12 protein-coding genes are annotated in these 23,509 nt (G+C 37.9%); 2 read left to right on the top strand and 10 right to left on the bottom strand.

The features are described 5' to 3' along the window. Positions 1-40: 40 nt before the first annotated feature. The 5 genes from NEOC65_RS08790 to NEOC65_RS08770 all read right to left on the bottom strand — a co-directional run bounded on the left by NEOC65_RS08790 (position 41) and on the right by NEOC65_RS08770 (position 10,490). Positions 41-4,669 carry an ankyrin repeat domain-containing protein gene (locus NEOC65_RS08790; protein ID WP_213156279.1) on the bottom strand — a complete coding sequence of 1,543 codons (4,629 nt, stop codon included), beginning with the start codon at positions 4,667-4,669 and terminating at the stop codon, positions 41-43. A gap of 29 nt (positions 4,670-4,698) precedes the next feature. Continuing rightward, positions 4,699-5,337, bottom strand: a complete 639-nt coding sequence (locus NEOC65_RS08785) for a hypothetical protein (protein ID WP_166156251.1) — start codon at positions 5,335-5,337, stop codon at positions 4,699-4,701. A gap of 623 nt (positions 5,338-5,960) precedes the next feature. Continuing rightward, complete coding sequence (locus tag NEOC65_RS08780) at positions 5,961-7,358, bottom strand: alanine/glycine:cation symporter family protein (protein WP_166156254.1); 1,398 nt, start codon at positions 7,356-7,358, stop codon at positions 5,961-5,963. A gap of 16 nt (positions 7,359-7,374) precedes the next feature. Continuing rightward, a complete protein-coding gene (locus NEOC65_RS08775; RefSeq protein ID WP_166156257.1) occupies positions 7,375-8,766 on the bottom strand; it encodes an alanine/glycine:cation symporter family protein in 1,392 nt (463 codons plus the stop codon). 170 nt (positions 8,767-8,936) lie between these two features. Then, positions 8,937-10,490, bottom strand: coding sequence for a hypothetical protein (locus tag NEOC65_RS08770; RefSeq protein ID WP_166156260.1), 1,554 nt, complete (start codon positions 10,488-10,490; stop codon positions 8,937-8,939). Between the two features lie 193 nt (positions 10,491-10,683). On the opposite strand from NEOC65_RS08770, the gene NEOC65_RS08765 reads away from it, so the two are divergent. Both NEOC65_RS08765 and NEOC65_RS08760 read left to right on the top strand, forming a co-directional pair. Continuing rightward, entirely contained in the window at positions 10,684-11,775 is a 1,092-nt protein-coding gene (locus NEOC65_RS08765) for a 3-deoxy-7-phosphoheptulonate synthase (protein ID WP_213156278.1), read from the top strand. A 1-nt stretch (position 11,776) separates the two neighbouring features. Next, the gene (locus NEOC65_RS08760) at positions 11,777-12,220 is read left to right on the top strand and encodes a hypothetical protein (protein WP_166156267.1); all 444 of its coding nucleotides are present in this window, start codon (positions 11,777-11,779) and stop codon (positions 12,218-12,220) included. Between the two features lie 189 nt (positions 12,221-12,409). On the opposite strand, the gene NEOC65_RS08755 is transcribed toward NEOC65_RS08760, so the two are convergent. The 5 genes from NEOC65_RS08755 to NEOC65_RS08735 form a co-directional block, all read right to left on the bottom strand. Further along, entirely contained in the window at positions 12,410-12,769 is a 360-nt protein-coding gene (locus NEOC65_RS08755; RefSeq protein WP_166156270.1) for a hypothetical protein, read from the bottom strand. Beyond that, entirely contained in the window at positions 12,766-14,991 is a 2,226-nt protein-coding gene (locus NEOC65_RS08750; RefSeq protein ID WP_213156277.1) for a hypothetical protein, read from the bottom strand. Before NEOC65_RS08750 ends, NEOC65_RS08755 begins: the two co-directional genes overlap by 4 nt. An 814-nt stretch (positions 14,992-15,805) precedes the next feature. Next, entirely contained in the window at positions 15,806-18,670 is a 2,865-nt protein-coding gene (locus NEOC65_RS08745; RefSeq protein WP_249299140.1) for a valine--tRNA ligase, read from the bottom strand. A 793-nt stretch (positions 18,671-19,463) separates the two neighbouring features. Continuing rightward, positions 19,464-22,541, bottom strand: a complete 3,078-nt coding sequence (pknD, locus tag NEOC65_RS08740; protein WP_213156276.1) for a serine/threonine-protein kinase PknD — start codon at positions 22,539-22,541, stop codon at positions 19,464-19,466. Positions 22,542-22,957: 416 nt separating this feature from the next. Continuing rightward, complete coding sequence (locus tag NEOC65_RS08735; protein ID WP_166156281.1) at positions 22,958-23,326, bottom strand: hypothetical protein; 369 nt, start codon at positions 23,324-23,326, stop codon at positions 22,958-22,960. Between the last annotated feature and the right edge of the window lie 183 nt (positions 23,327-23,509).

Raw genomic sequence — 23,509 nt, 5'->3', positions numbered from 1 at the left:
GGATTACCGATGCTAGGCGAAATGCTACTTATGCACCTAATTATCTGAGAGGATTACTAGGTAAGGTGTTTATCAAATAATTCTCATCAAAATGCCCTGTATGTAAGATGGCTTCAAGAATTTCCTTATTTCCTCGGAATGCAGCTAGCATTGTAGGAGTCCATCCATAGGGGTTAGCATAGTTGAAGGAGGCAAAATTCTTGCGTAAGAGAAAAAAAGCCTTATTAGAATGGTGAAGAATGGCCTCATATAAAGCATCGTCTAAAACAGCTTGTGAAGGCTTGGTAAGCATTAATAAATCAAAAATCCTTTCATCATCTTTTCGTGCAGCTTCACATAAATCCTCTCCACTTATAAGGATTTTGTGCTTGAGTAGGAATGTGACCAATTCTAAGCTATTGGATCGAATAGCATAAAATAAGGGAGAATGGTTCTTATCGTCTATTTTTGAAAGGTTGGCACCTTTTTCTACCAATAGCTGTACTAATGCCTGTGAACCTGTTTGGGCAGCTAAATGAGAAGCGCAGCAATTACGATCATCAAGAGGAATGTTGACTAAATCGATGGTTGTAAAGCTCTCCAACAGCAGTTCAATGCAAGCCTGCTGCCCTGATTTCATAGCTGCATAGAAAAGGTGTTTTTTTCCATAATGATTCTCTAAAGAAATATTGTTTTTCTTTACTATTTGAATAAGGAAATGCAATACACGTAAACTTCCATTTTCTGCAGCAATATAAGCAAGTGTTTTACCATATTCTTTTTCTAACGGTTGCATTCTATCTTTTACCTTATAAATCAAACTTCTAAAAAGAAAGATACCATCAGCCTTTGCAAGATAATGTAACAGCTTCCATCCGTTAGGTCCCTCGATGGCTTCTAAATTTGCTCCCATAGGTTTAAGAATGAGTGAAATAATCTCATAGCTTCCTGCCTGCGCGGCTACTAATGTATACTTATCCAGCTCCTCAGAAGATATATCTATAGAATTAAATATTTTTTTGATGCAGGCGTTATAGGTACTTGTTAATAAGGGCCGTGGGTAGATGGAGGCATGTTTTTTGAAAAGTTGTTTGACAATAGACCAAGCTCCTAGGGAAGCAGCTATGCTAAAAGGTGTTTCATTTTCTATATTAACGCTATTTAAATCTTCTGTAAAATTGATTAAGAGCTGTGCTGCAGAAAGATTGCCATAACGAAGTGCAATATGTAAGGGAGTATCGCCACAGCAGCTTTTATATTGGCTAAATTTAGGAGTATTAAGTGCTACAAACTCTATAACTTCAGAGGATCCTTCTTGCGCGGCTGCTTCAATGGCAAGAGAAGAGGGTTGGGTGGCTTGAAAAAGTAATTTAAGGATAGGAAGGCAATTATTTCTTATAGCAATTTCTATAGCTGTAACGCCATCTTGGCGCTTGATAGATGGATCAGCTCCTTTTTCAAGTAAAATGCTTACTACTTCCACTAAATTATGCTCGCAAGCCATCATCAGGGGAGTTCCTCCTTCAGCAGAGCAAATGTTTATGCAAGAATTGACGATAGATTTACTTTCCAATAGCCTGTGAATAATTGGAAGGTCTCCCTCATGTAAGGCGCAATGCAATTCTGTATATCCGCCAGTGAGAGTAGCTAAGACAGATTTCCGTTTTAATAAATGATGTATGAACTCTAGCTGTCGATGTTGAATAGCGATAATTAAAGCAGTCGATCCATTATTGCTTGCTGCAGAGAGCAAATTTGCATTCTTTTTTAATAATAACTCTAAGTGTTTTACATTTCCTGCCATAGCAGCATAGTGGATAGGTAAATAGCCGTGCACATCTTTTAACTCACAGGCTAGAGTTTGACTCAATAAAGTGTCCAAATAAAAAGGATTTCTAGCTAAAGCAGCAATATGGAGAAGTGTTCTTTTATATCTATCGACCATTTTATGCAAAGGCGGCTTTGTTGCCATTAATTTCATAAATTCATCTTTTTGGTCCGCCTGGATAGCTTTTTCAAGCTTTTGCCTTTGCTCTACCGCTTTCCAGTCGCTTCCTTTAGGAACTAGAAGATAGGATTCCATCCAACTGTAATCTTCAATCCGTTCTAGGGGAGCATCTTCATGCATTAAACTAAAGGCAACTCCTTGGAAATTTTCGCTTTTTATTTTAGTCCATGTCTCGGGAATTAATTCATGTAATTTGCTCCAGTTATCGTGGACAATGGTATTGGCCAGGGGAGAACCTTGTATCTGCTCGGTGACTAGCTCCATTCCGCAACCTCCTACCACTCTTTTGGACTTTTCTTTGATCTCTTTGCTAACCTGGGGTGAAATATGAATTTGATCATATTGAACTTTATTAAGAGTAACAGAGTTATTGCTAATTTTATTTAGATCAAAAATCGCCTCAAAAAGCTTGAGGTATAAACGGCTTCTAATTTGTGAGTCGCTAAGATTCCACGAATAATAATTGTTTTTTAAATTTTTTAAAATTTCAACGTAGTCTGACAAAGTTTGCTCAAAATAAAGAGAAGCTACTCGTTTATAAGTAGGTTGGAATAGATCATTTTGATTTAAAAAAGTTTGAAGCGATGAATTCGCACGTTGGAAAACATTTTGTTTGACGATGTCTTGTAAGAGATCAAGGAGGTCTACTTTTTGATCTAAAAAAAACTTTTTTTCTAAATTTTCTTCTTCTCTATGAAGTAGCATTAGCTCGCTAAGGTTTTTAAAGTAATTTTTTAGTTTTTCTTCGTGGTTTTTCAAAAATTGACGCATGACTTCACGCTTATTAACTTCAAGCTTCTCTGTATGGTGTACAGAGATAGGAAGATAAGGAAATAAGGGAGGGCATCCGTGCACAAGAGATTGCTCACATGATGGTAAGATAGGAACTTTGCCATATTTTTTTAATGTGGAAAAATAACTAGAAAAAAAGTTGATGATCCCAAGCATAGAAAAATAATGGCGACAAAGAGGCATCTTGACCATATGATTGTGAATTCTCTCTGACATGAGTTCATAAGCATTTTCCAAATCGGTATAGGCTGCAGGCATACATCCATATTTTCTCACATGCTTTGCGAGCGCTTCATTATAGGCTGGAGAAGGCTCTATGGTATAGTGAACCTCAAAATCTGTATCAATTAAGAATAAGTTTTTTTCTTTACGATAACTATTTTGTTTGGCAATAATTCTAAATGAATTTTTGAATCCCTCCTGGCTTTCAAAAATTTTTTCGTAGGGCTCATCTACAAAAAGAGCATCATGGATTTTATCCCATAATCTTTTACTTTTAATTAAATGAGTTAAGCCATTAACTGCAAAATAATTTTTATCTCCATCATTTAAATAAGCTTTGCAGTATTCTTCAAAGCTTATTAGCTTTTCTAAAGCAGAGGCCGACTTTTTATCCCAGTCTGGATTTTTATACCATTCATCTACGAACTCTTCGGAATAAATGCCCCCATTTAGGTAACCCTTCATCATATAATCTAGCATGCTGATTACACGACCTACGAGAGTATTTTCATAAGCTGGATGAATGACGGGAAATAGATCAGCTGTTCCCTGTTTGAAATGCAAGCTGAAAAAAGGTATAGCATTATCTACATAAATCCCTACAGCTAGCTCTCGCAAAATTTGCTGAAGCTCTTCATTTGAAAAAGGAAATTCTCCTTCAGGGAGTTGGGGGGTGCAGAAAAAGTGAGTGTTTTCAAATAAAGCGTCCGGTGAATCGAATAAGCCTTTAATATATTCCATGCTGCAGGCTACTCCGCCAATCTCTCCTTCTGCTCCACCTTTAACAGGGATAGGAGAATGGGGATGGGTAGAGTTATAAGAATTTGTCAGTCGCGTTTGTTGCAAGGTTTGATAGAATTGTTTACGGGCTGGAGTAGCTGCTTTAGTGGTAAATTTGCGAGAATCATCTAAAATTTTACTTGTTTTAGCTAAGATACTCTCGAGCTCTTTTCTCTCATCGGCTGTAAGGTCATCAAAACGCAATCGTAATTTAATGTCTCTTATAATTTTTTTTGCCCCGTTCTGCTGATCACTTACATCTTTTATATGGTCATAAGGCTTACCGTTTTTCGGGTTTAGGAGAGGTTTTCCTTCTCTGTTTAATAGTACTATGCCTTGTGCTTCTTTTCGATAAGCTGTATAGTGATAACGATTCAAGGCTCCCTTTTCAGTCAGACGCATTAAGCGTTCATTCAAATCTTTAATCACTTCCTGGCAAGGCTTTTTATCATACTGGCTTTGAGCTACTTTTCCTTCTAGAATGTAATTATGCCTACCTGCAGCTTCAAGATGGGGCCAGATAGAGAGGCATAATATGTTAATATCATACACCACATCCCACTTACGCAAGCTACAGCTTGTTAAACGAGTAATAAGCTTAGCCGGTGGCTCTTGAGGATTTAAAGAATTAATGATGTTTTTTTCAGGTACAATCACCAAGTGGCCTTCTCTATCTAACACAGCCCCTACCAGTTTATCATCCATTTTCCAAAGCTGAATGATGCTGCCCTCAATATCGTAAAAGGGAAGCATAAGAGGAATTAATTTTTGTTTTAGAAAATGCACCTTATCGTAGTTGATAGGTTGAATACGTTTATTTGTAAATCCTTCCCGGGTAGAGAGATTTAAAGGAAGATGTAAAGTAAATTGTGAAGGCGAGTTAACCATTTTTTATTCTTCCTTTATTAGAAAGGTAGTTAAAATTTTTGCTTGAGCCTTTGGCGAGCTTTTTCTAGCACACTTAAGTCTAGAAGCTCCATTTGACTGTTGAGGAGGCAATTTTCTATATCATCAGTATCAGGAAGGTTCTGATACTTTTCTCCCGAAGCAATAGCTAAAGCATTAAAGGCGCAGCTTCGTATAAATTCGCGAGCATAAGTACTATGTTCATGAAAACTATCCAGTTTTCCAAGGTTTTCAAAAACATCTAACACAAGCTGTAAAAGCTCTGGATCATAATTTTCTTTAAGAAAATCTCCGGCAATGCTTAACGCCCATAAGCGTATGTCATCATGAGGATCCCACTCTACACCTCTAATAAACATTTTAAGTTCTTTCAAATAATCTTTAGTGTACTCCCAGTAAGTGCAAAGGGCTTTTAAAGCTTGCATGCATACCCATGGTTCCGTTTGATGATAAAGAAATTTTTCCAATAAAGGGCGGTGACGAATTAATCCTAATCTGCCTACAATAAATATCCATGTATCTAAATCCTCATCTTCATCAGCCTTCTTATCTTGAAGTTTGTGTTCCACATAGGCAATTTCTTCAGGGGTTAGCTTACCCCATTTTGCTTCATGGGATAAATCGCTTGCTCTGCGCATTTTTTTTGGCATATCTTCGTTGATCCCCTAATAAGCGTTATAAGATTAAAGCTCGCCTAATTTTCTCTTAGTATAATTTATTATATAAATCAGGAATCTTATTGTTTTATCGTAAATAATACAAGCATTACTTTTACTAATGTTAGTTTTTTATTAGTTTTCCCTCTGAAAAAAAACTAAGCAGCGTGTTTATTTGATAATAGAATGATTTATAGTTCCTCAAAGAAGATTGTTATAAAAAGTGGGTTAATAGGTAGCTGGCAACCAACGTTTTAGATTCTATGATGCAGCTAAAAAGCGAAGTAGGACACGATGAATAACTTTTAAGTCGGAAATTTTCAATTTGATTTGATAAGAAGTTTTAGTGAAATTTAAGTCTATAATTTCAATAAGACATTTAAATCTTTCCCAGCTAACCCTTTTAAATTAAGGCTATAGTTTTTTTAAAGCAGATGATTAAATAAAGAGCTGCTTAAAAACTTATGACTGATATATCAAAGAGCAAAATAAAATGATTAGTGAACGATTTTAAGAAGCGCTTTCTTAATTTAATCTTATTCTTCTTTCTAACCCGATTATCCTACTTGAATTATAGCTGCATTGCTAAAGAGGCAGTTTACCTTAAGAAAAAAGTTTTAAGCCCTATCTTCTTGTTCATGGGAAAGCACTTTAAGAAATGAGCGGCTTTCAGCGATCACTACTTTTGACAGGGCACAGAGACCAATTAAGTTTGGAAAGGCCATTAAGCCATTGCATATATCAGAGATTTTCCAAACGACATCGAGCTCTAAGATGGCGCCAGGAATGACTACTAAGGTAAAAATAGCCCTATAAAAAGGAACGGATTTAGAGCCTAGTAAATATTCCACACATTTTTCTCCATAATAAGCCCATCCTAGGAGAGTGGTAAAAGCAAACAGCACAAGGCCTAGAGTCACTACATAGGCTCCCCCTGAAAATGTTTGGTTAAAAGCTGCAACGGTCATCGAAGCTCCGTTGAGGAGCTTACCCTCTGCATCTAAGCTACCAAAGACTTCGGTGACACCTAACACCAACGCCGTAGCGCTGCACATTACAATGGTGGCTAAAAAGCATCCTGTCATGGAGACTAAAGCTTGCCGTCCTGGTAAATCTGTTTTGGCGGCTGCGGCAGCAATCGATGCTGTTCCTAATCCTGCTTCGCTAGTCATGAGGCCACGGCTGACACCCACCTGAATAGCCATTAACATAGTCGAACCTGCAAATCCCCCAAAGGCGGCTTGTCCCGAAAAGGCATACTGAAAAATGTGTGATAAAGCAGTAGGCAAGCGATCATAATATTTACACAGTATCACGCCTGCTCCGCCAATATAAATGATGGCCATAAAAGGAACTAATAAACCGGCAACCTTACCTATCGATTTGATTCCTCCCAAGAGGGTAGCCCCTGTTAAAAGTGCTACAATGAAGCCAGTCACCCATGGCTCGATGTGAAAGACATTTTTCATTACATCTGCCACAGAGTTGGCTTGAAGCATATTACCGCCTCCAAAGGTTCCAATGGCTCCAAAGATTGCAAATAATACCGAAAGCCACTTCCATCCTAATCCATATTCAATGAAATACATGGGCCCCCCACACATCTCGCCTCGCCCATCCATCTTGCGATATTTAACAGCTAAAATGGCTTCCGCATATTTAATGGCCATACCTATCAATGCGGTGACCCACATCCAGAAAAGTGCCCCTAAGCCGCCTATGGCAATAGCTGTGGCTACACCCGCAATATTTCCTATTCCTATGGTAGCTGCTAGCGCCGTCATTAAAGACTCAAAATGGCTAATGTCACCTTGACCTGATACATCTTTTTGTCGGCCAAAAGCTATTTTTAAGCCATAGGGGAGGTAACGAAATTGTAAGCCTTTTAAGGCTATGGTAAGGTAGAGCCCCACTCCTATTAATAAGATTAAGAGGGGAGCGCCCCATATCCAGCTGTAAATATTATCTAAAGTGTGCAGGAGTAAAAAGCTTAATTCTAAATCTGGGGTTGCCATCGCTAAGGGGTCCTAGTTATTGCTTTGATTCAAAGGTTTTTTGTAAAGCTAATCTTTCTTTTTGAACTAAAGCTAAGAAATGTTCATTTTCTGCCACAACCACTGCCGATAGACCTATCAAGGAAATTAGATTAGGGATGACCATTAATCCATTCGTAATATCTGCTAAATACCAAGCGACCTCCATCTTGGTTACAGCACTGGGAATAATAATCAAAGTGAACAAAATGCGATAAACATTTACAGAATTAATGCCAAAAATGTATTCAAAGCATTTTTCTCCATAGTAGGCCCAAGCCAGCACGGTAGAAAAAGCAAATAAAATAAGGCCAATAGAAACGATATAACTGCCGCCAGGGAGGGTGGATTCAAAAGCTGCAAAGGCCATCGCAGCCCCATTTAAAACCTCTCCAGAATCGTTTATAGCTCCTTGCACTTGGGTAACTGCTAATACAAGGCCCGTTACTGTGCAAACAATGACTGTAGAAATTAAAGCACCCGTCATCGTAATCATGCCTTGACGCCCGGGGCTATCCGTTTTGGCCGCCGCCGCTGCTATAGAAGAAATCCCTAAACCTGCTTCATTGGAGAACACGCTACGCGAGACTCCTGATTGTATAGCCATCATAAGAGTAGCTCCTACAAATCCACCAGTGGCTCCTTGTCCTGTAAAAGCAGTTTTAATGATAAGGCCAAAGGCATGAGGTATTTTATCAAAATGAAAAGTAATGACGATAAGCCCGCCGATAATATAAAATAGAGCCATAATAGGGACTAATACTCCGGCCACATGTCCAATACTTTTAACCCCTCCAATAATGACTAATCCTGTAATGCCCGCTAGCACAATTCCTGTCCAAAAAGGATCCACCGCTTTAAGATGCTGAATAGCTTCGGTAATAGCATTGACTTGCACTAGATTGCCAGTAGTGATAGCTGCTAAAGCTCCTAAAAGAGCAAACAGTAGAGCCATCCATTTCCAACCCAAACCTTTCTCTATATACTGCATGGGGCCACCCATCATCTCACCACGATCATCTATTATCCGATATTTCACGGCTAATATAGATTCTGCATATTTAGTAGCCATTCCTACAAACGCTGTGACCCACATCCAAAAGATTGAGCCTAAGCCGCCGACAGCTAAACCTGTAGCTACTCCCACAATTGCTCCTGTTCCAATAGCGCCAGCTAAAGAGGTCATTAAAGCTTCAAAAGGGCTAATATCTCCTTTAGAATTTTGGCGTGTGCGGGCAAATACTTGTTTGATTGCATAACCGAGATAACGAAACTGCACACCTTTCAAAATAATAGTCAAGTAAGCCCCGGTGCCGATAAGAAAAATAAGAAGAGGTGCACTCCAGATAGCGTTTTTAAAGTTACTCAGAAAAATATCCACATTTTCCATCAGGAAGTCCTTTGTTTGAGGAAGAAAAAGGATATCTTAAAAAAGCTTTTTATTAAAGTCTAAAGCGGTTAACAGCAGCTAGGCGATTAAACTAAAAATTATATTAAATACTTTTGTATGAGTTAATTTCTTTAGCTTTTAAAGCCCCTTCAGAAGAGCGGGCAAAGAAGTTAAAAAAGAAATTCCTTTCCTTGCTTTTGCTCATGCATCAAGCGGCGTTTTGAACGCTGCTCTAAAGAGCTTTGCCTATCTTTCTCATTAAGTAAATGAGGAAGCGATAGGTTAAGGTCAGGAAGAATCTGCAAAATAATGAAGCGAGCATCTTCGGCGAAAAATTTAAAGTATTCTCCAAGGGCGATATTTTCGCTTTTTTGTAAGCATTTTCTTTCTTCTTTATCAATTCTACTGATAAGGGTATCGATCTGGACAAGAAGTGAATCTACAAATAAGCGGCATTCATGGCTAGATGGATGGCCGGCACTTTGCTGTTTAGCTAAAGAACGCAGTTGGTTTAGCTGTTTTGATAATAGGCCTATTTGGTAAAAAAAAGGAGCATAAAAATTGTAATTCCAATCAGGACGATGAGCGGAAAACCATGTTTCTACCCACATAAAGGCAGGTATCTGGGCCTTCCACATCATTTGAGAAGCTGTCCATAGGTTACAGTGGTGAATTCCTTTTTTAGCAGGAAGTTGATTAGCTACGCATAAGACTCCTAAAAAATGCTCATTTTGGCAACGTAACATGTATTCATCAATTAAATCGTGCACTAAAAGAGGCCATAAGCCCTCACTTTGAGGCACTTGCCCTACATTGAGGACAGGCATTAAAGGGGAGAAAGATTTCTCAATTTGATGACGGAGTTGATTCCAAAAGGGATGCGGGGATTGATTATTAAGTAAGCAATCTTCAGCCGTAACAGAGTAAGCTAACACGGTGTTTTGTCGCAAATCGTTAGCTAGGCGAGACATCCAGCTAGCGCTTTGCTGAGCAGATTCTTCTTGATCTGCAGGCACATAAAAAATTAAAGTTTTAGACTTTTCTAAAATATTTTCCACTAGGCGTGCTTCTTCTAAGACCAGTTCGGGTAGAGTATAAAAATCCATCCCTGGGGCTTCTAAAAATTCAGGATGTTGCCATTGGCTTTCCCAAAAAAGAAAATCATAATGGGCATTTTGAGAGGAAATTTGGTTAATGTAGCTTTTAACTTTATCGCTATAAGCGGGGGTTAAAGGTGAGCAAATAGCTTGTTGCTGAGCTTGAAAATGCGAAAGTTTTAAAACAACTTTTAGTCCATAACTTTGCAAAGCTGCGCAAAGGCTCGTAAGATTTATTTCATCGTTATATTGATCGACAACAATTGTATTATATCCTAATTCCAGCACGGTTGTAACAAATTCTTCTATTTTATGAGGCTGGCCCAAAAGGGCTTTAATACTATCTTCTATCCATAAAGGGCGGATTTTAAATCGAGGTTTAATATGCCCTAAGAAATCGGCAAGATGGCCGCTGCGTATTCCGGTATGGATTTGCTGCAGAGCATAAATTGCTCCTAGATAACCTTGAGCTTTTATGTTTATCCTTCCTGCAGCATGGCTAGCGCGGAAGCTTTCCAACCCGCTATTATCGATGGATAGCCAATGAATTTCGGGATAAGGCTTGAGGGCTTTAATAGAAGAATATTTTTTTCGTAGCGTTTCGAAGAGTAATTTTATTTTTTGCATTTTTAAGAAGAGATGGGTTTAGCTCATTATAAAAATTTATAATTCCTTTTTTATTAGTAAATGTTTTTAAAAACCATTATATAGCTTGTAAAAAGAAAAAGTCTGCCATCAGGCTGCGTATCCTAGTTGGTATTTAATCTTGCTTTTTGCTAACCTTCAGCTTTTCAATTCATATTTAATTTAATACTAGCTTATGCTTCATTATAAACCACTTCCGTCACCGAGGGAGTTAAAAACCTTATATCCTTTAGATGCTGAGGCTATCCTATTTATAGAAAAGGCACGAAAAGAAATCTCTAATATTTTGGAAGGAAAAGATCAAAGGCATCTGATCATTGTGGGACCTTGTTCTATTCATGATATGAAATCTATACGAGAATATGCTCTTAAATTAAAACCTTTAATGCATGAAGTTGCCGATCAATTTTTACTTGTCATGCGCACCTATTTTGAAAAACCTCGTACCGTCGTAGGCTGGAAAGGTTTTTTGCATGATCCTGAACTTAACAATAGCTATAATATCGAACAGGGCCTTAAATTAACAAGGCAACTTTTAATAGATCTTACCCGTTTAAAAATTCCCACGGCTGCAGAATTTCTTGAGCCTCATTCTTGTGCTTATCTTGATGATCTAATTGCATGGGGATGCATTGGAGCGCGCACTTCAGCTTCTCAGATACATCGCCAAATGGCTTCTGGCTTGCCTATGCCAGTAGCTTTTAAAAATAGTGTAGAAGGAAATGTGGAAATTGCTATTCATGGCGTTATTTCTGCTGCCCAACCCCACTCTTATATGGGAATAAATCAGGATGGCCAAATCTCTGTTGTGCATACGCAAGGTAACTCTAAAGGGCATATAGTTTTAAGAGGAAGTGATTCGGGTACCAATTTTGACCATGCCTCTCTTGCGCAAGTTATAAAATCTTTGGCAAAATTTAGTTTACCTTTGAGTTTTCTTATCGATTGCTCACATGGTAATTCTAAGCGTCTGCATGAGCAACAGCGCCAGGTGTTTCATTCAGTCATTGATCAAATTACCGAGGGCAATGCTTCCATCCGTGGTCTAATGTTAGAAAGCCATCTACATGCAGGTAATCAGCCCATGCTGGAGAACCCCCAGCTTCTACGTTATGCTGTTTCTCTTACAGATCCCTGTATAAGCTGGGAGGCGACCGCTGCACTTATTCGTGAGGCTTATAATAAAATGCGCGATGCGCTTCCTATTGAGAACAACTCTACTCAGACCTTGTATTCTGCAGGCTGTAGTTTCCAAAAAAGCAGGTAATGTGAGAATCATTTGTTTCGTATTATTTTTGTATATTTTGGGTGGATGCTCCAAGAACGCTTATCTATCCGTCCAATCTTCCTATTTTACAAAAGAGTCTTTAGCAAGCTATCATGTAGGAACGCCCGATCCTATGCTTGCCAATCCGCCCGCAGAACAGCAACTACTCATCTCTTGGTCTTTTCCTTATACCTATTTAAAGAGTGAGAATTTGCATTTGGATATCCATATCCAACTGCGTAATAAAGAGCAGGTGAAATTAACTCTTCCTTTAAAAAAATCACATGGCTCATATCTCTATGTATTGGCTAATGAGCGCTACTTTAAAACTAAAGGAATTTTAACTTATAAAGTTGACTTAATAGCTAATGGTAGGATTGTAGAAGAATGGCGGCATCATTTGTGGCATGAAATTATTCAAGTAGGAGAAGATGAACCGGACTAAGCAAGAGAGATTGGTTATTAATAAGCTCGATTCCTTACTTATAGCCTCAGCCATTATCCGCCAAGGTAGCGAAAATTAAGCTGTCTAATCATTAAGATTAGTCAATTCAAATAAGGGCCCGAGCAGCCCTGTAAAGGTAGCGATAATTTCTATCTGCTGGCTTAATAAATATGCTAGTTATTTGAAAATTTAATAGCCATAAAAATTGGTATTTAAGTAATAATTTTGCAGCTCTTGCGTGGTCCCAAATTTGGGTTGCATAGCTGCATTTTTAGAAATATGTTTATCAAAAATTTCTTTAGTAAGGTAGACTAGCTTAAGCTGATGGGTATCTGAAATAGGAACGATGATTTCTGTAGGACAATAAGAAATCATTTCGTCTTTAGTACTAGGGCTTGTCTTAAGTTTGCTCCAAAATCCATGGCCTGTGTCTTCCCACTCAATTACTTTTCCTTGATTCTTTATTTGTGGGCGTATTGCCAAGGGGTTGATGCCACCTTGTTCGCTTTCCAAAACATAATAAACAGCTGAGTAAGTTGGTACACTCATTTCCACATCTCCATATTAAAGCTATCATTTATGATAATAAAGTCATTTATATTTCTGTTAGGTTGCTCGATTAATCCTTTAATGTGCCATTCATTTTCTTTTTTTTCAACAATATTATCGTGAATAAGTCTGCTAATAATGTTTTCTTTAGCTTCTTCAGTTTGCACAACAATTTTTTTTATGAAATGGGGAGCTATGTAATCCCTAATCATCACTTCATTACTTCTTCCAGGATGATCATCGAGACTAGAGGACTCCATATTAAAAGTTAAATCTTTTAAGCTGACTCGTCTAGCAGTGCGTGAGCCGAAGGCATCATGCCGATGACCGTAAGAATTGGCAGGATTTACAGCTTTTAAATCTATTAACAGTTGAATATGTCCAGCTTTAGCAAACTCTTCTACCTTATAATTCAACATCTTTTTGGTCACTAGTCGAGTAAAGACAGATTCTGCTCCTCCTGATTGGTAGTCTTGCGGCACACTTGATCCTTGAATGAAATTTCCAGCGCTATATCTTAATTGGCTAGAAAGCAAACCTACTTTAAGGATAAGAGATAAGGTTCTTTCAGGGTGCGGACCTGTTAATCCTAGCATAAGGCCTAGGGCCCCTTCTTGGCGCATTTTATCAGACATATTAAAAGAAAGTACTTTTTTACCAGGGAGGGTTTCCACCCAACAGTATTTTTTATTATCTATGTATTCCTTTATATAGGGGTTCATCTCAGGCTTTTGCTTGATAATCACGGTTTTTAAGGCGTCTAAAGATAAATTAAAGTATCCTGGCTGCTTATTTAATATCTTAGCATCATCTGGGAAAAATGCATTAAAAAGCTGATTAAAAACTAGCCTTTCCTTATCTATGTTGCGACTAGGAACTAAAGCGGGAGGACAGCCTACTATACTTAAAAGCATGTGGACTTTATTAACTACTTCTTGAGGCAGAGTATCACCTTTTAGATCAATATTGACCTCTACAATGACTTCTATTTGATCTGCTAAGGTTTTGATCTTATGAGAATGAGGGATGATAATTTGCCCTAAGTTTTTAAAATCAATGATAATGGTTGGAGCTTCCGGCAGCTCATATGCTTCAGTGGGCACAAACTTTCCATTGATTTGTTTTTCATAGCGGTATCCTCTTTCCTCAAGTTGTGGAGAAAGATCGATTAAAGAAGTTAAACTTTTTTTCCATAGGTTTTCTTGTTGAATGATAACTTCCAACCATTGTTGTAGGTGTTCGCAGGCTTGACCGTTCAGTTTAATTTCCCAGCAAAATTTTTTTTCGTTATCATAAGTTTTAATAAAGGAGCGAATGGCTTGATCCTTGATCGCCCAGGTGCCTACATCGTTTAATACGATGCCATTTAATGTATCCACGGACATTTTTATTATCTTTTCAATTTCGGATAAATTCTCTGGCGAGAAAGGAATCGCTTGCTGGGCAGCTTCGGCTAATAGTTCAAAGCCCATTTCAACATTACCAGCAAGCAGGTTACTTCTGGCAGCTTGATGATAAAGCAGCTGAGAGGTAGTGATAATATAAGACTCATCTATAGATGTGGGAAGGCTAGCTAAATGCTTTGCTTGATGGATCATTTCTTTAATCACTTCATCTTTAGAGAGCTTGCCTAATTCTTCGAAATTTTCTATTGTTAAAAGATTGTTGGCAGAAACATAGAGAAGGTAATTTTTTTCTTTCGAGGAAGCGAGGAATGTTTCTGCGTCATTAATACTTTCCTTTTCTTCTTTTTCTTTACCTTTTACTTTTTTTCTTTCCTCTATCTTTACAGGAGTTAATGGAAGAGATTTTTCAGAAAAAGGAGGGAAAACAGTAATGCTTTCAGGAGTAGAAATAGTAGTATGAATAGGCTGCCCTTCTTGCACTTTCTCAAATAACTTTTTTAATTTTTCAACTTGTCTAGGTCTTTCAAAATGCGTGCCTTTATCATGTGTAGGTAAAATTTCTGATGAAAAAAGCTTGTCTTCAGGATTGTGAGTTTTAATGGAAAGCTGAGTAGCTCGTGTGCTATTCGCTCTCTGTCTTTCTTCAAGAGTGCTTAAAGGCAAGGTGCTATTTGCCAAACTTTCCTTGGCTTGTTCACTTATCTTTGCCTGTTCTAAATTATGCTTTTGGCTTGAACTTAGATTGTGATTTTCTTCAGGTTGCGTCGCTGATTTTTTCCAAAAATTTAGTAAGCTATTGTAATCGTTACTCATCATTATCCTAAATAGAAAATTTCTTAATTACAAATTATATATTATATATGGTTTATTTAATAGCTTTAATTTAATTAAACATTGATTTAAAATTAAACTATGTTTTATTTAAATTTTTATTTTGAATAAGTTAAAGAGTTGCTAGCTTGAGATATTTTAATTGAAGTATAGCTATTATGCTTTGCTTAATGAAAAAGACTAAGTATCGTGGATTCTAAGCGATTAAAGGAAGTTACGTAAGCGGCCACGGGAGGGATCATTACTTAAGGCGTCAATGCCTAAGGGCTTACTATAAATCAAAAAGGGCAATAAATAGAAAAACAGTTGCCTGAGAGCATTCTTGACATTGCAGATGCCCGCAGAATCGCACCTAAAGCTGGGTATACCCCGTGACCGCTTACGAAGTTACACCTTTTAAAGAAACTACGTCTGTATAACCCAAAAAGAAATTAGCGTTTTTCCAGACCGATTCTATCCCTAAAAACTAGCTTTTTATTAAGTATATGATTACATAAAGAGCTGCTCAAAAGCGTATGATGTGTAACCGAATAAATGCTAGAGAATGTGTAGTAAGATCTTTTTTCTTCTCCTGCTATCCCTCTATTTATCATTTTTCAGCATTTATAGATGTTTTCCAGGGCTTTTGATAAGGGAAAAAAGTTAGGGGAAAAAAACTTAAAGTAAGTAAAATTTATTTATACTAAAAGGGGGGATCTACTTATTTATTTAAGTCAGTTCAAAAATTTTATCTACCTACCAGGTAGATAAAACTTCTTAAACTATTTTCGAAAGACGTGAATCTTAAGTTTTCTTGCATTTATGCCAATTGGCTTAATTTTGCGGTAACTTCCTCTAAGCTTTTCTTGGCTTGTACCAACTGTTCTGTATGTTTTTGTATCAAGGCGGCAGGAGCTTTGGCTACAAAATCATGATTAGCTAATTGTATATTAATTTTATCAATGACAGAGTTTAAGCGCTCTTTTTCTTTCAATAGGCGAGCTTTTTCCTGCTTCATGAGCTCTTCGGGTATAGGAATAATGATCTTAAGACTTTGATAAAAGGTAGAGGAAGAAAGTCCAAATTCTTTTTCCACATGGTGGAGTTGAAATTCATTAATTTTTATCAGTGCTTTAATAATGCTTATATTTTCTTTTATTAACCTAAGAAGCTTATTATCTTCTTTTCCCACGATGTGCACATTGGTAACTGCATTAAGAGGTAGCTTCATTTCACCCCGCAAGTTACGAATGAGGTAAACGATATTTTCGATAACATTAAAAGCATGATCGATTTCAGCATGGCAATCTAGCTTATGAGTCACTTGGGGATAAGGGGCCACAATACAGGCTGGGCTCTGTAATGCCTCTATAGCTTCTTGCGTATAAAGATCCACGTCGGTATGCCTTGGGCTAGCCCCTAGCAAACGCTTGAGTTGCTGAAAGAGCTCTTCACTGATAAAAGGTGCCATAGGGTGGATAAGACGCATTGACTGACAAAGCACAATAGCTAACAGCTTTTGTTTGTTTTTTCGGTCTTCGCTTGTTCCTTGTTTACCAAAAAGTATGGGTTTGGCAATCTCCAGATAATAAGAACAAAATTCTTTCCAGAAAAAATCGTATGCTTCCAAGGCAGCTTGATCAAATTGATAATGAGCTAATTTAGTATTAACTTTATGGACCACGCGATTAAGTACAGAAAGAATCCAGCGATCTTCTAGAGCAAGAATATTTTCATTAAGTCCTCGAGCAAATTCTTCGGGGCTTAAAGCATGCTCTCCCTGAAGATTCATAAAAATAAAGCGGGCTCCATTCCAAATTTTGTTAGCAAAATTACGAAATTCTTCAAAACGTCGTCGATCTAAATCGATCTCTCGCGCTTGATTAGCACTAGCACATAAAGCCATGCGCATCGCATCCGTGCCATACTCATCGATAATTTCTAAAGGGTCAATAACGTTGCCTTTAGTTTTGGACATTTTTTCCCAATTTGATTGGACATCGGGAGGGGTCGGCTTGCCTAGATCATATTCTAAGCGTTCTTTATCGGTAAGATAGGAGATTCCTCCTTCTGCTGTCTTTCTCCAATAAGATTTGCCGTAAATCAAGCCATGTAGATAAATATCAGGAAAAGGAACTTGCTCCATAGCCTGCTCACCCATAAAAATCATACGGGCTACCCAAAAGAATAAAATATCATGACCGGTAATTAACACGGAATTAGGATAAAACTTTTTAAGTACGGCGTTCTGTTCTGGCCATCCTAATGCTGCAAAGGGCCAAAGGCCTGATGAAAACCAGGTATCCAATACATCTTCTTCCTGCACCCAATCGTCAGGATTTTTTGCAATCTCCGGAGGCAGTCCTTCTCCTTCATAGCAGATAATCTTCTCAGGGTTTTTACGATGGTACCATACCGGGATGCGGTGTCCCCACCATAGCTGTCGGCTAATGCACCAATCACGTAAGTTATCTATCCAATGGAGATAGGTGTTTTCCCAATTTTTAGGAATAAAATGAATGCGCTCTTCGGTCAAAGCAGCACGTAATTTTTTAGCAAAGCCCTCCATCTTGATAAACCATTGCTTAGACATGTAGGGCTGAATGATGGCTTTAGAACGGTAGGAGACTCCTACGCGGTGAAGATGAGGAACCACCTGTTTCAAAAGGCCTTGCTGTTGCATCTCTTCTATTACCGCTTGGCGCGCTTCTTCCATCGATAATCCTGCATACTTTCCGCCTTTTTCGTTAATTTTGCCATCGGGTGTCATGATATTAATAAAAGGAAGATGGTGTGACAAACCTATTTGATAGTCGATAGGATCGTGGGCAGGTGTAATTTTGACCACTCCCGTTCCAAAGTCAGGATCTACAAGATGATCAGCAATGAGGGGAATATGCTGTTTAGTTAAAGGGTGATAAACAGTTTTACCTATCCATTGTGCATAGCGTGGATCTTTAGGGGATACGGCAAGAGCTGTATCTCCCAACATAGTCTCAGGGCGGGTAGTGGCAAAGCTTACAAAACCAGAAGCGTCGCTTAAAGGATACTGGAAAAACCATAGAAAAGATTGCTTTTCTTCATATTCTACCTCGTCATCAGCCAGAGCGGTTTGGGTCACAGGATCCCAATTCACCAGATAATCTCCACGATAGATCAACCCCATCTCATAGAGTTTTTTAAACATCGTTTTGACGGCGCGGTTATTTCCTTCATCGAGGGTAAAGCGTTGGCGTGTCCAATCACAAGAACAGCCCATCTTTTTTAACTGGTTGGTTATACGGCTTTCATTTTCTTCTTTCCATTTCCACACATGTTGTAAAAATTCTTCTCGGGAAAAATCTTTACGTTTTTTACCAGTAGTTTTAATTAGATGGCGTTCCACTACTGTTTGAGTAGAAATACCTGCATGGTCAGTTCCTGGAACCCACAGAGTTTCAAATCCAGACATGCGTTTCCAGCGAATAAGAACATCTTGTAAAGTATTAGTAAGTGCATGCCCCATATGAAGCTGACCCGTCACGTTAGGGGGGGGGATAACAATACAAAAAGGCTTTTTGGGAGAATTTGGATTGGCGTTAAAATACCCTTTGCTTTCCCAAAAACTAAACCACTTGGTGTCAACCTGCTTGGCCTCATAAGCTTTAGGTAGTTCGGTAGACTCAACAGGTAAGGGGCTCATCATAAACTCTCAATTTTATAAAAGAGCATGATTATAGCTAAGCCGCTATTTTTTAATAGATGCATTTTATAAGATTTTTAAGGAAGCCAGCTTGTTTTTATTTTAATCTAAGCAACTAGGCAATGTAAGTGATTAAAAAACAATTGCTAAAACTCTTAAAATTATTTTTTGTAAATCATGGGAGAAATTAAAGATCTCTTTCACAGGGTTTGCTTAGCAACTCGGGCACTAGAGGCTTAAGAATGGGCTATCGCAAAAAAATTAGAAAACAATGAATTTTTTAATAATACGCTTTATAAAAACTTCGTCTGCATACCCAATCCTCCGAAAGATGTCCCTCTGCTTAACAAAAGGGATTTTATAAATTACGTGATTGCGTAAGGAATAGACTAAAAGCGTATAAATAGAATGTTACAAAAAAGGTAGAAAGATAGGTAGATAAGATAATGAAAAGCGCTTAAACAATTAAGCTCTCTAGAATTTTTATGCGCGCGTGATGTTATAATTATTTATAAGTATTGAATCCATGAACTATAAATTGATGATTGTCATTGCGGTAAGCTCGTTTAGCTTAATTTATCCCTATCTTCTTTTGAGAATGATTATACGCTTTCAAGCTACTTCTTATGTAATCCCATACTTTATAAAATGGCTCTCATTAAATAGAGAGGTAATTTTTAAAGGTTAGGTATCTAGTATCTAGACTTAATTTTTTTCAAAACGTATTATTAAAAAATTAGGATGTACCCCCAGCTAGCCTAAAGTTTTTTAGCGACAGATGAAAAAGAGGCTCGCTTTAGATTTTAGCATAAACATATTGCTGGGCTTCAAGGCGAGAGTAATGAGCATGTTTTTCTTCGTCGCCAATACAATGGAAAAAAAAGGAAGCCTGTGAATAGAGCTGGCGCTTTTCCCAAGTGAAAGCTTTATTTAACCAGGCAGGACTTTCATCGATTTTAAAAGCTATCATATGGCTAAATAGAGTCCACGAACGAGGAAAAGGCACCTCTAATACTTCTGAAAAGTGTAGGTAAGCTCTCTCCTTGCCTTTAGTCATGTATAGCCATATGCCGTAGAATAGGTGGAGAGGATGCCATTCCTGATTGATAATTTCAAAAGGATATTGTTGCAGCAATTCACCCGCTTTTTCCCAATTTTTTTCAGCCAGATGAGCGAAAATCAGGGCACAATTAAGCCCAATTGAAGCTTCGGGAGCTAAGGTAAAGGAGTGCATTTTTTTTACGGCTTCGAAAATAAAAGGGTAGTTGTGCTTCTTAATGGCAAACCTGATAAGATGGGTTAAAGCTCGAAGCTCGTTTCTTTCAAGAGAACGCTTAGGTAATAGTTTAATTAGGTGATCCAAACATTTTTCGATAGGCTGTTGGTAAACTTTTATAGCGATTGTAAGAAGCTCTGTTTCATGTAAAAGCGCTTGAGAAGAAGGGGTTTTTTTATTTAGCTCGTTCAATTTAACTTTGGCAAGGGCATAGCTGCCAAGCTCGATAAGCGCATAAATAGCGTTAGTGCATAAGGTTAAGGGAATAGGCTCAAGCTTAATAAGATCATCGAGGATTTCACTTAAGGCATAAGGCTTTGCTGTCCAAAAGGCAAGATGGATAGCAAAGTCAAAATTTTTCAATTTCTCAGAATTGGCCATCTCTATTTCATTTAACATAAAATGTAAGGGCTCCCAATGCCTTTGCAGGCTATGAAATAGCTTTCTAACATTGTTTTGTGAGATGATAGAAGGAAGGTAGCGTAAAACAAATAATATAAATTGATAGGTAGCTTTACGATTATGCCTGGAACTTTCAAGCATGCGATAAAGGATTTGCTCTTCAAGCACAGGAAGAAGAGGATGTTGAGGGTAGCGACGATACGCTAGCTCAAAACATTTGATTTCTTCATCAGGATCATCTAATGCTTGATAAACGAGAGCTTTACCTAGATATTCTAGGGGGGCACCAGGAGTAGAATGCAGTTTCCAGAATTCCTCTAAAGAGTCTTCATAAAGTTGCTGTTTCTTTTCTGGGCTATGATTGTTGCGAGCTTGCTCAAGAAGGGTTATCCCAGCTCTAAACATAGCTTCTCTACCTTCAGCCGTTCCCGGAAAGGAGTAGCCGATACGTCGATATTCACTTAAAGCTGTAGTATAATCTTTATGAGCAAGAAAGGCATCAGGAACAGCCAGGCAATTCACCCGGATATTAAGGCTTCCTACTGAAATACTAAGAGGAGAAATTTCATAATCAGCGTCGCGCGATAGTAGTCCTAGGTGAGTGCCCGCTAAGGGTAAATGACTAATATATGAAAATTGATGAATGTTATTTAAATAAAAGTGAATATTTTGATCGATTTTTTCAATGCGTATATGGTACCACTCCTCTCCTTGTAAAAAAATATCCGGATGATGCATCACCTCTACTGCCGAGCGCAGCAGCTTTGTGGAACGATGAGATTGAGAACCTAACCATAAACAATAGCCATCATTTAGATGCGTGCGCTCAGCAATTTCTGGGATACTAAGAAGAAAGCCAATGCCGTGGCATTTTTTTCCTAATTTAACCTGGGCTTCAATTTTAGTATTTTCTGCGAAAGAATCCTTAGAAATCATCAAGCTGACCCAATCAGAAATTTCCGTCCCACGCGTAATGGCAGTATATTCAGCAATTAAAACATTTTCTTGGAATTCCCAGTCGTTTTTATTGCTTACTTGTAATTCTGTTATCTGAAACCATTCTGAGCGGCCTTCGAGGTAGGTTTCTAGATCGTGAATCACATCATCAACCGTTGAATAACGTTGGTCTAATGCTACAGCTAGGCACTTTAAAGCAATTCTAGAGAGGATGCGTGGTACATCACGATAAGGAGCTACTTCCATGGGATCATATAGCTTTTCTTGAGTCATATTTTTTCTAAAGTCTTTTAAAGAACCTCTTTTGAAAGGATGCCTTAAGGTTAGCATCTGGTATAGGATCACTCCCAGTGAGTAGATATCTGTCTGAAAAGTGGCTGGCAGACCTAAAGCCCTTTCGGGTGCCATATAAGCAATCGTTCCAACAACTTTTCCAAGACGCGTAATATGATAGAAAGAACCCTGCTTAAGATCTTTGGAAGGCTCTTGATAAATTTCCTCTTCTGCACTTTCTGCTCTTAAAAGATGAGCTAACCCCCAATCAAGGATCACGGTTTCGCCATATTTTCCTACAATGACATTTTCAAGTTTAAGGTCTCTATGTAAAATACCTTTGGAGTGAGCATAAGCCACTGCTTGGCAGAGGCTAAGGAAAATGCGCATCAATGAGGGTATCGAACTAGTTTGCCCTGATTTTAAACCTAACTTATCTTGTTTCCTAGCATTCTTTAGAACTTGTTTTAAGGTCTCTCCTTCCACAAAAGGCATGGTGTAGTAAGCCTGGTTTTTTTCTGCATAAATAGAATAAATAGGAATAATAGCAGGATGAGTCAGCTGGCTTGTAATGTGGGCTTCTTTTAAAAAGCGATGATGAACTTGAGGATGTTGAAGTAGATCTTCACGAATGCGTTTAAGGGCTAGGCGGCGTCCACAGGAGGTATCATAGGCTAAAAAAACTTCTCCCATCCCTCCTTTACCAATGCTTTCAAGAATTTTGTAATTACCGAGAGAAAATTGAACTTGCTTTTCTTCAGGCAGCTGGTTAGAAACAAAAGAAGTGGCTGCTTCTGCTACCATTGGAGCAGCTTCCTCGTGAGGCAGTTCGTTAGGAGGTAGAGATTTAGCTTGAGACTTTTTATGAAGAGGCGTTGAGCAGTAAGGGCAAAATTTTGGCCGCCCTTTCTCTGCATGATTTTCAAGAGAAAATTGATGATGGCAATATGAACAGTAAAATTCCACAATATTTTTTAAAGCCTTAAGTATAAGAAAATTTATCTTTTAAAATTTTTTAGAGTTGCTTAAAAGCCCCTTTGGCGAAAAGTAGGGTGCCTATGGGCTTTTATCAGCCCTAGTAATAGTCGCATAATTGATATAAGCTTCATCAGCTAACATAGTTGTTAAACAAAGCTTAAGTAAAGTGAAGTCTGTTGCTAAGCATTTTTGATGCTAGAACCTTTTGCTTCTAAATAGGCTTTTAGATAATTATCCGCTAGCTTCAAGGAACCAAAGCACCTATTCTATTTTTTTTATTAAGCTCTTGCGCGCCTGCTGCCACCTACACCTTATATTTCTTTGCTTCTAATTAATAACAAGTGCCTGTAGGTAATCTAGCCAGCATAGATATTATGCCTTAGATGATTGTAAAAGGACTTTCCTTACTCCTCCTTGTGCTCATTAGCATTTCTTGGGCGTTCATCTAAAATTTCATTTTCTACGCTTTCATCTGCATAAAAATATTCTCGGAATATTAGATAAGTGCCTCCGATAACAAATAAAATAGGAATAATGACAGACCAATTTATTTTGATAAAGGAGACTAAAAACAAGCCTAGTAGGATAATAGTTGAGACAATTGTATCGTAAACTCTTCCTGTTAAATATTGCCTTAATAGAACGGCTATCCAGAGGACTAGGAGAATACCTGGCCACCAATCATGAGTGTATAATAAGATGCCAAGTCCTACAAGAAAAGCTCCATTTGAGATTGCATCTGCTTTCTTTTTGGAAACGAGAGGTTTTGCCATGCTGTCCTTAGTTGTTATAGTAGAGCTGAATTTATTTCTCTTAATCTAAGGGGAGAAATATTTTCTATCAATAAAAAATTGAGGGATCACCTTTGCCAAAAAAATTTATATTTTTTAAGCTTTTTCCTTAAAACGTAGAGTCGCACCTTTCCTGGTTAAATAGTTGATTAACCATTTTCAATT

It is taken from the genome of Neochlamydia sp. AcF65 (genome assembly GCF_018342435.1).
In the GTDB taxonomy this organism is placed as follows: domain Bacteria; phylum Chlamydiota; class Chlamydiia; order Chlamydiales; family Parachlamydiaceae; genus Neochlamydia.
The sequence above is the reverse complement of the archived record's forward strand: the minus strand, read 5'-3'. Positions and strand labels throughout refer to the sequence as shown.

Coding starts and splice junctions, on each gene's coding strand:
- NEOC65_RS08785 (WP_166156251.1), bottom strand. CDS start 5,337: ATGCCAAAAAAAATGCGCAGAGCAAGCGATTTATCCCATGAAGCAAAA.
- NEOC65_RS08750 (WP_213156277.1), bottom strand. CDS start 14,991: ATGATGAGTAACGATTACAATAGCTTACTAAATTTTTGGAAAAAATCA.
- NEOC65_RS08770 (WP_166156260.1), bottom strand. CDS start 10,490: ATGCAAAAAATAAAATTACTCTTCGAAACGCTACGAAAAAAATATTCT.
- NEOC65_RS08745 (WP_249299140.1), bottom strand. CDS start 18,670: ATGATGAGCCCCTTACCTGTTGAGTCTACCGAACTACCTAAAGCTTAT.
- NEOC65_RS08790 (WP_213156279.1), bottom strand. CDS start 4,669: ATGGTTAACTCGCCTTCACAATTTACTTTACATCTTCCTTTAAATCTC.
- NEOC65_RS08755 (WP_166156270.1), bottom strand. CDS start 12,769: ATGAGTGTACCAACTTACTCAGCTGTTTATTATGTTTTGGAAAGCGAA.
- NEOC65_RS08780 (WP_166156254.1), bottom strand. CDS start 7,358: ATGGCAACCCCAGATTTAGAATTAAGCTTTTTACTCCTGCACACTTTA.
- NEOC65_RS08775 (WP_166156257.1), bottom strand. CDS start 8,766: ATGGAAAATGTGGATATTTTTCTGAGTAACTTTAAAAACGCTATCTGG.
- NEOC65_RS08765 (WP_213156278.1), top strand. CDS start 10,684: ATGCTTCATTATAAACCACTTCCGTCACCGAGGGAGTTAAAAACCTTA.
- NEOC65_RS08735 (WP_166156281.1), bottom strand. CDS start 23,326: ATGGCAAAACCTCTCGTTTCCAAAAAGAAAGCAGATGCAATCTCAAAT.